This window comes from Glutamicibacter sp. MOO4, assembly GCF_056934395.1.
This window is the reverse complement of the sequence record NZ_CM167800.1, coordinates 1,706,101-1,718,438: the sequence shown is the minus strand read 5'-3', so window position 1 is coordinate 1,718,438 and position 12,338 is coordinate 1,706,101. Positions and strand designations below refer to the sequence as shown.

8 protein-coding genes are annotated in these 12,338 nt (G+C 55.1%); 3 read left to right on the top strand and 5 right to left on the bottom strand.

The window, feature by feature from the left end:
- Positions 1-162: 162 nt before the first annotated feature.
- From AC1Z3F_RS07925 to AC1Z3F_RS07910, 4 genes are all read right to left on the bottom strand, one after another.
- The gene (locus AC1Z3F_RS07925; protein WP_131088619.1) at positions 163-1,011 is read right to left on the bottom strand and encodes a MetQ/NlpA family ABC transporter substrate-binding protein; all 849 of its coding nucleotides are present in this window, start codon (positions 1,009-1,011) and stop codon (positions 163-165) included.
- A 111-nt stretch (positions 1,012-1,122) separates the two neighbouring features.
- Positions 1,123-1,788, bottom strand: a complete 666-nt coding sequence (locus AC1Z3F_RS07920) for a methionine ABC transporter permease (RefSeq protein ID WP_262197367.1) — start codon at positions 1,786-1,788, stop codon at positions 1,123-1,125.
- Positions 1,789-1,791: 3 nt separating this feature from the next.
- Positions 1,792-2,784: a methionine ABC transporter ATP-binding protein gene (locus tag AC1Z3F_RS07915; protein ID WP_131088617.1), complete on the bottom strand. Its 993-nt coding sequence runs from the start codon at positions 2,782-2,784 to the stop codon at positions 1,792-1,794.
- Between the two features lie 246 nt (positions 2,785-3,030).
- Positions 3,031-3,714 (bottom strand): 3'-5' exonuclease, encoded by a 684-nt coding sequence (locus AC1Z3F_RS07910; protein WP_131088616.1) that lies wholly within the window; start codon positions 3,712-3,714, stop codon positions 3,031-3,033.
- 88 nt (positions 3,715-3,802) lie between these two features.
- On the opposite strand from AC1Z3F_RS07910, the gene AC1Z3F_RS07905 reads away from it, so the two are divergent.
- From AC1Z3F_RS07905 to AC1Z3F_RS07895, 3 genes are read left to right on the top strand one after another with little or no spacing between them, the layout of a single operon-like run.
- The gene (locus AC1Z3F_RS07905) at positions 3,803-4,192 is read left to right on the top strand and encodes an MGMT family protein (protein ID WP_131088615.1); all 390 of its coding nucleotides are present in this window, start codon (positions 3,803-3,805) and stop codon (positions 4,190-4,192) included.
- 2 nt (positions 4,193-4,194) lie between these two features.
- Positions 4,195-7,401, top strand: coding sequence for an ATP-dependent helicase (locus tag AC1Z3F_RS07900; protein ID WP_483566921.1), 3,207 nt, complete (start codon positions 4,195-4,197; stop codon positions 7,399-7,401).
- The gene (locus tag AC1Z3F_RS07895) at positions 7,398-10,715 is read left to right on the top strand and encodes an ATP-dependent helicase (protein WP_483566920.1); all 3,318 of its coding nucleotides are present in this window, start codon (positions 7,398-7,400) and stop codon (positions 10,713-10,715) included. Before AC1Z3F_RS07900 ends, AC1Z3F_RS07895 begins: the two co-directional genes overlap by 4 nt.
- A gap of 32 nt (positions 10,716-10,747) precedes the next feature.
- Here the strand turns inward: AC1Z3F_RS07895 and AC1Z3F_RS07890 are convergent, their stop codons facing one another.
- The gene (locus AC1Z3F_RS07890; RefSeq protein ID WP_262197374.1) at positions 10,748-12,100 is read right to left on the bottom strand and encodes a phosphotransferase; all 1,353 of its coding nucleotides are present in this window, start codon (positions 12,098-12,100) and stop codon (positions 10,748-10,750) included.
- Positions 12,101-12,338: the final 238 nt, after the last annotated feature.

Sequence of the window (12,338 nt, the reverse complement as noted above, 5' to 3'; positions counted from 1 at the left end):
GCGGAACCATATTTTCTGGTGCCGCCTGCCCCGGGCTTTCTTGTGCCCTGAAATCTTCTGATCATAGATTCTTCCGGAACGCAAAACAGCCCGAGTTCCGTGAGGAACTCGGGCTGTGGAATGCTTCGAACTAGGAGCGGTGCTCCTCGTCAAAAGTGGGGATTAGAAAGCTGGGATGACGCTGCCGTCGGTCCAAGTCTTCTTGATGTAGGCGCGAACCTCATCGGAGTGCAAAAGCTCTTCAAGCTTCTTGATGGCGGCGGTATCTTCACCTTCACGCCAGGTCAGGAAGTTAGCGTTTGGGTTGTTGTCGCCGGATTCCTGAGCTAGCATCTCGTCCTTGTTCAGCTTTGCCTGAACGATGAAGTTACCGTTGATCACAGCAACGCCAATGGACTTGTCGCTCTTGTAGTACTGAACTACCTGCTCAGCGTTGGCATCCTTGAGCTTGAGGGACAGAGGGTTCTTTTCCTTGTCGTCCTGGACGGTGAGGATTGAATCGTCATCAGCGATGTTCTTGAGCAGGCCAGCCGTTTCCAGAACACGCATGCCGCGGATCTGGTTTACTGGGTCGTTGTTCAGCAGAACGGTGGTGCCCTCGGTAACTTCCTTAGGATCCTTGAACTGCTTCGAGAAGACGGTCATTGGCTCTACGTGGATACCGGCACCGTGGGCGAACTTGTAGCCCTTTTCTTCGGTTTCAGTCTTCAGGTATGCCTCGGTCTGGAAGTAGTTGGCGTCCAGCGATCCATCTTCTAGCGAGGTGTTAGGCAGAACATAATCGTCGTATTCAACGACGTCCAGGTCGATGCCAGCATCCTTGGCTAGGTTCTCATCAACGAAGCGAAGAATGTCAGCCTGTGGAACTGGGCTGGCGCCTACCTTGATGGTGACAGGCTTTGCTGGGTCCAAGGTTGCATTCGCATCAGCTGATGGTGAGCTGCTACCGCAAGCGGTGAGTGCAAATGCGGTGGCAATGCCGGTGATTGCAAGTGTGAGCTTTTTACGCATAACTTGTCTTCCTTTGAGTTGGAGCCGTGGGGCTCGGTTGCGAGTGAGGATTGCCGTGTCATGACATAGTCCACGGCTCCACCGGTAGACCGATGGAAGTCTTTATTTGTTTTAGCGGTGATCGACTTTGCGGGCAATCAAGTCGCCAATGATCTGTACAAGCTGCACCATGATGACGATAACGATGATCGTGGTGATCATGATTGGCATGTTGTAGCGGGTGTAGCCGTAGGTGTAAGCCATGCGACCCAAACCGCCACCGCCGACCAAACCGGCCATTGCAGAGTAACCAATCAGCGTCACTACAGTTGTTGTAACCGCTGCGATGATGCCTGGCATGGCTTCGGGAACCAGTACCTTGCGGATGGTCTGCATTTTTGTAGAACCCATGACCAGCGCTGCATCAACCTTGCCGGAGGAAACGTCGCGAAGGGCGGTTTCCACTAGACGGGCGAAGAACGGAATAGTACCGATGGTCAGTGAAACCGAGGCGGCGATTGGGCCAATCGAGGTGCCAACCACCAAGGCGGAGAACGGAATCAAGGACACCATGAGAATGGCGAATGGAATCGAGCGGGTGATGTTGATGATGATTCCGGAAAGTACGACGTTCATCCAGCGAATTGGAGTCAATCCGCCCTTGCCAGTGACGTGAAGCAGAATGCCGAGAACTAGGCCAATAACGATGGTGATGACACCGGAGATAACAACCATCTCAAGCGTTTCAACGGTGGCGGTGCCCATGGCCTTGAGGACTGTTGGAGTAAAGAAATCCATGATCTACTTGGCTCCCTTCACGGTTACGGCGATGCCGTTGGAGGTCAAATGGTTCACGATGGCGTCCAAGTCCGCATCAGCGTTCAACTGCAAGCGCAGGTGCGCGTACTGCTGTTCACCAAGCTGCTCTACAGAACCGGCCAACACGTTTACATCAGTGTTGAACTGGCGAGCTACAGAAGAAATGACGGGCTCAGTGGCCTGCTGACCGGTGTAGAGCAGGTCCAGTACTGGGCCGGAACCTTCTGCGCGTGGTGCATCGCCTGGAAGTGGTAGCAACGTCGAGGCGAGGTTTCCGGTGGCGTTGGTGATGACCTGCTCAATGGAGCCGGTTTCAACAATCTTGCCGCGTTCTAGCAACGAGACAGAATCACAGGCCTGCTTTACCACGTGCATTTCGTGGGTGATGATCAGAACGGTGATGTTCAAACGGTCGCGGAGTTCTTTGACCAGTTCAAGAATCTCATCCGTAGTCTTAGGATCCAGTGCGCTCGTTGGCTCATCGCAGAGCAAAACGTCGGGGTCGGTCGTCAGGGCGCGGGCAATACCTACACGCTGGCGCTGACCGCCGGAAAGCTGTGATGGGTACGCCTTAGCGAACTGAGTCAAACCAACTAGTTCCAGTAGTTCAGCTACCTTGGCAGCAACCTGGTCCTTGGGGGTTCCAACCAATTCCAGTGGGTAGGCAACGTTTTGCTCGGTCGTGCGCGAGTCAAAAAGATTGGCGTGCTGGAAGACCATGCCGATGCGACGGCGAGCATTGCGCAGCTCGTTTGAACTGACGTTGGTCAGTTCTTGTCCGTTGACAGCTACGGTGCCAGAGGTTGGTTGGTCAAGCAGGGTCAAACAGCGAACAAGGGTGGACTTGCCAGCCCCTGAATGTCCGACGATGCCATGAATCTTCCCGGTGGGGACTTCAAGGCTGACACCATCAAGGGCAACAACATCTTTGCTGCCCTGCTGGTAGACCTTGCGCAGGTCACTAACTGTGATCACTAGGCGGGTTCCTTCAGTTCTCAAATGGGTAGAGAGAGTACCCTCCATTCAACCACCATCGAACTAAATCGCCCGAATAGGGCCGAAAATCGCCTCAAGATTCTTAGTCGAGAGTCATAAAGGTTGACATCTCGAAGATTGTTCTTCAAATTGTGACAGAAGATGAACTATTGACTTCCGCGGAATGACGCATCGGCACCTAAGGTATCTGTGACATCAGGCATAGGCGCTTGTCTTGTGTGTGAGTTACCTCTCCATGATGGGCCACGCACCGTCCACAACGGCTTCAGGCTTGGTCTTGCGCAAGTAAGTTTGGAAGCTTTCCGCCTGCTCGCGAGCCCAACCAATTTGCCATCCGTGAAGAACCTGCGGCTCGACGTGCAGCTGCGGGTAGCGCTCACCGATCTGTCGGGCCACCTCTACACAGGCAACCGCGTCAGCCAAGGAAGTGTGCGCGTTTTCTAGAACAACACCATAGAACTCGCAGGCCGCGCTCAACGTGCGCTTGCCCTTGCGGAACTTATCGACCTGCTTATCAATGATGAACGGGTCAATCACGTTGCCCGGGAAGAACGGTGGCAGATCATGACGCAGGGCCTCATTGTAAAGAACCGAAAAATCATAGGACGCGTTAAACGCGACGATCGGTGACTGCTCGGAGGCGAAAGACAACAGCTGGATGATTTCTTGAACAGACTGCTTGGCTGGTGCACCCTCAGCGCGAGCCTTTTCGGTGGAAATACCGTGAACCGCAGTTGCAGCTTCCGGGATCTCGACTTCAGGATTAACTAACCACTCACGACGGTTAACCACATTGCTCTGTGCATCTAAGAGCACCACTGATGCTGTAACGATCCGTGCGGTGTTTGTATCAACGCCGGTAGTTTCCAAGTCAAAGCCAATTGCAAGGCCCTTGTGCCATTCATTCATAGGCACAACGCTACAGGCTGAGAAGGACACAGCGGCGGCCACACGCGCATGTTGTGGATCAACGGCAGCTAGTTGGCAGAATAGGACTATGAATGAAGCTGGAGTTCAGGAACCAATCGAATATGGCCAGGCCGTCCATCAGCTGGCCCGATTGATTCCCGCGGGTGCAGTTCTGAGCTACGGCGATGTGGCCGAGCTGCTCGGCAGTGGTGGGCCTCGCCAGGTAGGCAAGGCGATGGCGCTGGCCCCTGGCGGAACGCCTTGGTGGCGTGTTTTGAGGGCTAACGGAAGTATCGCTGATCCGTTGATGCCTGTTGCGCTGGAACATTGGAATGAAGAAAAGCTGGCGCTTCCAGAGAAAAAAGTGGATATGAATAAGTTCCGGTGGAACCCAACCCCCGCTGCCTGGGATGAAATAGATATCCTCAGATCGTCGTTGGGCAACCCCAAAATGTCGGAAATGGATGATGAACTGTAACCATGGACGATGCACGAAGCGAACTTATGGCAGATCCCGAAAACATTGTGGATCAGCTTCAATTGGTGCGTACCCCGGTCTTAGTTACTGGTGCACCCGGTACGGGCAAAACTCGTGCGCTGATCGGCACCGCTGTTGCCCATCTGGATGCCGGCTTGGTCCCGCAGTCCCTACTGATTATCGCGCCAACCCGTATGACGGCCGCTTCAATCCGTGATGAGCTAAGCCGACGTGCTGAACAGACCTTTACCGAACCGGTTGTTCGTTCATGGTCCTCCTACGCTTTTGATCTCATTAGACGCGCAAGAGTGGAAGGGCTATTGCCGTTCCTAGAGCGTCCGCCAAGATTGCTCTCTGGTCCCGAGCAGGACACCTTGATTGGGAACTTGCTTGAGGGACATTCCCAAGGACTGACTCTTGGACCGCAGTGGCCCGAGGAACTAGAACTAGCCGTTGAGACTCGTGGATTCCGCAAAGAGGTCCGTGAATTTTTTGACCGAGTCTCAGAACTTGGACTAGAACCTGCCGACGTTGAGCGCTTAGGTGAACAAGCTCAGCGGCCTGAATGGCAGGCAGCTGCAGGTTTTTATCAGGAATACAGGGATCTTCTAGATCTGGGAAGTGCCGAGGCTTTTGACCCGGCAGGGCTAATCACCCGCGCTGCCGAAATTCTTGAAGATAACCAGTCGTTCCTTCATGCCGAACAAGATCGGCTCCAATTGGTGTTGGTAGATGACTTGCAAGAAGCAACACTGTCACAGCATCGGCTTCTAGCGCTTCTGGGCAAGGACCGGGCATTAGTTGCGTTTGCCGCGCCCGACAGCGTAGTTCAGGGATTTCGTGGTGCACGCACCGATGAATTGCATCGATTTGAACAGAACTACACCAGCTCTACAACAGTCACCTATATTGAACTGACCCACGGATATCGAATGTCTGCCCTGATCACGCAGGCTTGGCAACGAATTGTACGTCGTGTACCCGTAGCCGCTGGCAGTCGTGGGCGAACGATTGAGCCACCGCAGAGTAGCGCCACCGATGTCTGTGTTGCCTTGACCTTTGAAAACTCAACGCTGGAAGAACGCTTCATCGCCCAGCGCATCGTTCAGCTCAACCTCTTTGAAAACCGCAGTCTCTCCGAGATGGCAATTGTTGTCCGTAACGGTTCCCAAGTCCGTTCCTTTAGCCGTTTCCTAGAAGGACAGGGAATCTCGGTCCAAATCCCACCGGCAGAGATTCCGCTTAAGGACGAGGGGGCGGTCCGTCCGCTACTGGACCTACTAGAACTGGCTCACAACAACTCCGTTGCTGACGATCCGTTGCTGATGCAAAACCTGCTGTTATCGCGTTACGGCATGAGCACGGCACTGGAAATCAGACGCCTGCGCCAGCTGCTACGCCAGCGCGAAGCCGCCAACGGTGGACGGCGTTCAAGCCAAGAGTTGCTTGAAGCCTGCCTCCAAGAACCAGAGCTGGCAGCTGAGCTAGGCAAGCCGGCCTTCGGACTTCAACGTCTGCTGAAAATGTACACAGCGCTAAATACCGAACTAGCGTCAGGCACCGCAACTCCCGAAACTGCGTTGTGGTCCATGTGGGAAGCCTCCGGTCGAGCCCAAGCATGGCGCGACGAAGCACTTGGTACAGGGAACTCAGCGCGTAGAGCAGACCACGACCTCGACGCCGTACTCTCGCTATTCCAAGCAGCAGAGCGATTTGTGGATCAGCTGCCAGGCGCCAGCGTGCCGCAATTTATTGACCACATCCTGAACCAGGATCTGCCGATGGACTCCTTGGCTACCCGCGCCGCGGGCGGCAACACGGTGACCGTGCTGACCACCGCTGCTGCCGCGGGCAGGCAATGGCCAGTGGTGTTTATCCCCGGTCTGCAAGAGGGGTCGTGGCCTAACCTGCGTTTGCGTGGTGAGTTATTAGGATCCAACGCCCTCGCAGACGCTGCCGAACATGGGGTCGGTTTCCTTACCACCCGCACACCCACACATTTGGTCCGCCAAATTCGCAATGACGAGTTGCGCAGCTTCAGCAACGCAGTTTCGCGAGCTTCAGAACAATTGATTTGCACGGCTGTCGATAACGAAGACAGTCAACCATCTTCCTTCCTCGACCTAGTTGAACCACCGGGGCCCGACGGACGGGAACCCACATCGGTGCCGCGTATCCGTTCGCTGTCCACACTGGTGGCCCAGCTACGCAAGAGCGCTGAACAAAGCAAGGCCGCACTGCTCGGTGCGATTGCTGCCCCAGAGGGAACTGACCCCCAAGCCCAGTACCAAGACGCGGTACAAGTTTTAGCGTTGTTGGCCGGAACCCAACAGCCTGTACGTGGCGCACGTCCAGATCACTGGTGGGGACTACGCCCGTTGTCTTCCAGCGCACCGGTGGTGCCAGAAGATCAGCCGCGCCGTGTCTCGCCGTCCAAAGTTGAAACCCTGGTTAAATCACCGCTTAACTGGTTTGTGCAAAGCGCCGGCGGCACAGCAGCACACGACTTTGCCGCATCACTCGGTACCCTCATCCACTCCATTGCAGAAGAGCACCCAGACGCCAGCGGACACGAATATCAACAAATCCTTGAGCAGCGTTGGCCAGAACTTGAAAAGCTCGATAACTGGGAAGGGCAACGAGACTTTGACCGCGCTAGCGACATGCTCAAGAAATTTGCCCAGTACTGCATTTCCATGCGGCAAGAAGGTAGAGAACTGGTCGCACGGGAAATGCCGTTCCAAATTGAAGTACCAACGCAGGATGGCACAGCGGTGCAGTTGCGAGGCATCATCGACCGTGTCGAGGCAGATTCGAACGGAAAAGTAACGGTCGTTGACCTCAAAACCGGATCGATGGCACCAAGCAAAAATGACACCTTGGAACATCCGCAGCTAGGCGTGTACCAAACAGCCATCCAACTCGGGGCCCTACAAGAAAACCCGGACACCCAAGAGTTGTCCAACCAGCCTGCCGGAGCTTCCTTGGTCTACGTCGGCACCAAAACCAAAAGCCCCACTATTCGAGAACAACCTTCCCTAGATGGCGAAGACTGGGCGAAAACCTTGATCCTTGAAGCCGCCGAACTCATGGGGCATAGCGAGTTCATTACTCGCCACGTTGCAGGTGCCGCAGGAATCCTCGGCAACTGCACCCTGCCCGAAGTCTGCCCCCTCTGCGCCGAAGGACGACAGGTCACCGAACCATGAGCAACATCAAATACACCCCCGAAGAATTGTCCCTAGCCTTAGGCGAGAAGTTTCCACCCACTGGGCAGCAGGCTGAAATTATTGCTGCCCCGTTGGAGCCCATGCTGGTCATCGCCGGCGCAGGCTCAGGCAAGACCAAAACCATGGCGGACAAAGTTGTCTGGTTGGTCGCCAACCAGTTGGTGCGTCCCGAGCAAATTCTCGGCGTCACGTTCACCCGCAAGGCTGCCGGGGAACTCTCCGTTCGTATCCGCGCAAAAATTGCGCAGTTGGTAGCTACTGGACTGCTCAGCGAAGAAGAAACTCGAGACTTCCTTGACCCAGCCGTTTCCACCTATCATTCCTATGCCAACACCCTGGTACAGGATCACGGATTGCGTCTTGGACTAGAAGAAGACAGCGCACTACTTGGCGCAGCACAGTCCTGGCAGCTGGGGCATACAGTCCTTGAAAAGTACACGGGGGACTACCACCACCTCAATAGCGCTACGAGCACTCTGATCGACGCCATTGTTTCCTTCAGCTCCGAAGCTTCGGAGCACTTGGTCACCGCACCTGAAGCTCATCAATGGATTGATGATCTGGTTCTAAGATTGCGCGCTCTGCCGATGGACGCCGAAAAGGACAAGGCGCCGACTCAGGTAGCACTCAAACTCATCGACAAGCTTGCCTCCCGCGCCACTATTGCAGAGCTTGCCGAGGAATACACGCGCGAAAAGAAAAAGCTCGGGGTGATGGACTACGGGGATCTAGTCGCTCACGCAGCACGGATTGCCCAGGAGGTCCCTGCCGCTGCGCTCGCCGAAAGGGCTAGCCACAAGGTTGTCCTGCTCGACGAATTCCAAGATACTTCCCATGCCCAGATGGTGCTGTTCTCGCAGCTTTATGGCAAGGGACATCCGGTCACTGCGGTGGGGGACCCTAACCAATCAATTTATGGTTTCCGTGGAGCTAGCGCCGGTCAGCTTTTTAGATTCCCAGAAACATTCCCCATTGTGCGCGGTGAAGAGCACCAAATTGCCCACGTGAAGCATCTGACGATTGCTTGGCGCAATACCGTCAACGTGCTTTCTGCTGCTAACCAAATCACTGCCGGTGGATCGCCACACACCGGCCCGGTCACCGTTAAGCCATTGGAACCCTCTGCCTTTGCGCAGCCTGGTCGAGTCATTCTCAATCGTTGCGCGACAGTTCGCCAAGAAGCTGAAGCCATTGCTGATCAGATCATCTCGGAATCAAGAAAAGCCGTAGATGAGCCCAAAACGAGCGCAGTACTTTCGCGTAATCGAAGTCAGCTGAGCATTATGGGTGAGGTCCTCGCTGAGCGGGGTATCGCCTATCAGCTGGTGGGCTTATCCGGGCTATTGAGTACGCCTGAGGTTACGGATCTGGTTGCATGCCTGCATGTACTGGTAGACCCGTTACGTTCGGACAAGCTCATGAGGCTACTCTCGGGCGCCAGATGGCGTATTGGAACTGCTGATCTGGCAGCCTTTGCTGACTGGTCTCGACAATTAGAACGACGCAGAGCCAAAGGACTTCGGTCAGCGGAAGTCTCTAACGAAGCAACCGGAGCGCAAGAGAACGTCGAAGAGTCAGCGCGTGCTGAACTTAATGACGCGGCGAGCCTCATTGAAGCGTTGGACTTCCTTCCTGCTGAGGGATGGCAGAGCGCTGCTGGGCGTAGTTTGAGTGCAGAGGGCCGGTTACGACTTACCGCGCTAAAAGAAGAACTAGCCTCTTTGAGATTGATAGCCAACGATGACTTGGAAACCCTCATCCGTGAGGTCGAACGGGCCATGAATCTGGATATTGAGGTGGCCGTACGTCCGTGGGTTGACCAAGCTTCATCGCGGGCAAACCTCGACGCATTTGCTGACATAGTCCGTGATTATTCTCGGAATGCACCCCGCGTGGAGCTGGCAGGATTCCTGCTGTGGCTAGAACAAGCCGCAGAGAAAGAGAAGGGGCTGCCGCTTCCGAGTGAAGACGCTGATCCGCTAGCCGTCCAGTTGCTCACGGTGCATGCTTCGAAGGGCTTGGAATGGGACATTGTGGCCGTCATGTCCCTGAATGACGGTGTCTTCCCAGGAGCAAAGTCAGATCGCTGGACTAGCGGTGACAAGGCTTTACCGTGGGAGCTGCGCGGTGACGCCAAGGATCTGCCTCAATGGGATACGGACCAACCAGCACTGAAGGAATTGCTGGAAGCAGAGTCCATTTTTAAAGACAAAGTTGAGGACCACCACGTAGCTGAAGAGCGGCGCTTGGCCTACGTAGCGGTAACGCGTGCTAAATCATTGCTCATCTGCAGTAGTAGCATTTGGACTGCCACACGAAGCAAACCGACCGAACCGTCGCAGTTCTTTTCGGCTTTAGTCCCGTTGGCCGAAGGTAACGATCCCAAGGCAGAAATTGGTGTCTGGGTTAGGGACGAAGACGCTCCGGAACAAAATCCCAGCAGACTGACACCCTTGGAAGCCTTATGGCCTTACGATCCGTTGGAAGGACCACAGATTACCGGCGGTATGAACCGCACCGAATTCCCTTACTCGCGCCGCGAAGTCATGCAGGAAATTGCTCAAGACGTGCTCAAGGAAAGCGAGCAGTCCCAGTTGCTGACCGAAGAGGGGCAACAATGGGCGGATGAAGCGCGCAGGCTGCTTGCCCAGCGTGAATTCCTGTCCAATCGCGAACGGCGAGTTGAAGCACCCGAGCACGTCCGGGCCTCGCTATTTGTTGAGTTGGCTGAAGACCCGGTTTCGGTTTTGGAAAATCTCAGGCGCCCGGTACCGCGGCGTCCGGGACTTGCAGCGCGCCGAGGAACTGCCTTCCACGCGTGGATTGAGGAGTTCTACGAAAAGACTTCTATGTTGGATCTCGGCGAGATTGTCGAGCCCGCGGATGACTATCTTGACCAGGCTCTGGACTTGGAGTCCATGAAAGAGGCATTCCTGGCCAGCGAATGGTCGCAACTTCAACCGGCCTATGTGGAAGTACCCTTGGAAACCCGTGTCGGTCCGGTGGCCGTTCGAGGCAGGATCGACGCGGTGTTCCAGATGGAAGACGGCACGTGGTTGCTACTCGATTGGAAAACTGGGCGAGTTCCGCATGGGAAGGACCTGAAGAGCAAACTAGTTCAGCTGGCGGTGTACCGACTCGGCTGGTCCCGTCTTCACGGCATCGCATTAGAAGATATCAAGGCTGCGTTCTACTACGTAGCCGCCGGGATGACCATTCGTGCAGAACACCTCTCGGACGAAGCTGAACTCGAAGCGATGATCACCAACGCATTCGAGCAGCTCGACCGCTAGAGCCTGGCGACGCCAGAAGTGTCTTTGAAAGACTACTTCTTGGCGTCGTCTGGCAGTTCTGGTTCTTCTTCTTCTTCGACTGGCTCAAGCTTGGAGACGCGTGGAGCTACACCAGAGTCTTTAGACTCTTGATCTTCCTCCGGCTTGCTTTCTTTGGAGACTGACTCGGATTCACTCTTATCAGTGTCCTTTGCCGACGACTCAACAGCTGGCTTCGAAGCTGCTACCCCAGCACCAGTACCTTCAGCTGCCGGCTTCGCGAGACCCGTCGGCTGTGAAGTAGTGGCCTGATCTTCTGAATCCGAGAGCGCTGAGACCTTAGAAGTATTAATTCGTGGAGTTGTCGTGTCGTTGATGGCCACCGGAGCAGGAACCGATTCTTCTTCAGTCGAAGAATCCTGGACCTGCAGAGCTGGCTTCGCAACTTCAGCCGCAGGCTCCGCAGCAAGGGGACGTGGAGCTTCAACTACCGAAAGTGGCTGGCCACCGAACTCGGCGATGTTGTGATCCAATTCGCGAAGCATTTCGTCTGCTTCAGCAATGCGCTCAGGATCCTTGGAATCCAACGACTTCACTAGCCACTGAGCCAACGCAAATTCGGCGGCTAAAGCAGCACGACGCATGATGTGTGGATCTGCAGCCTTGCCGCGAGCTTCCATGTATGAGGAAAATACTCGGTCAGTAAAGCTCTGGTCTTCGATGGCAGACAACCATGCAAAATCATCGGCAGGGTCACCAACATGCAAATCAGTCCACCCCTTGACGGCGGTGATGCTGGAATGCGAAATCTGTAGTTGTTCCTCGTCAAATGCACCGTGCACAACGGCAGAATTGAAGCGCCAAAGCGCAACGTCTTCCATCGCGTGTTCCCAACGACGCAATAGACCGCTCGGAACCTTGCCGGTAGCAGCTGCGGTGTCTAATTCGTTGAGCTTGCGCTGTCGAATCTCATCAGCGGTGTAGGTGGGTAGGCCAGCAACTTCAACAGCTTCGTCTGGAATCTGATGTATTGCTGCCATGCACTGGCCCAGGGCCTTGGCTAGGTTGCTGCCCTTATCGACCAGCTCATCAAGTGTTGGCACACGTCCGGGCATGTCTTTGTAGACGAAGGTGCGCAGCGTGCCCTGACGGACGGTACCGGCCACCGAGGGAAGCGCAAATGGCAACGACGTACGAACTTTGGCAGAGAAGGCCCGTAAAGCGGAAAGTTCCGCTTCCAAGCGCATGCTTGCTTCATCGTGTTTTGGGGAGCGGACGCGCCAGCGGTGCTTTGCCGCATCGACAATCAGCGCTGAATCAAAATCTTCTGCGTCGTCTGACAGCGCCGCGAAACCAACGGGAGCTAATCCGGGTACGGCGGCTGTTGCAATTGCGGCGAGTTCCATGGCAGAGCGTTTCACATGTTCCACCGTATGCGAGATCGTGACCTTAGCGCTTCAATGACGCACAGAATATGGTGGGATTCACCGCGAACGTTCAGAGTCGAGGGTGATTCTTCTCCATCGTGGCTATCCACACCCGGTTTGAAGTAGGTCAGGTGCAAGGCAAGTGGACTAGATTAGAAGTATGGCTTTGGCAGACAAGTATCGAACTCCTTTAACCGGACTACCTTTTGCAAGTTCG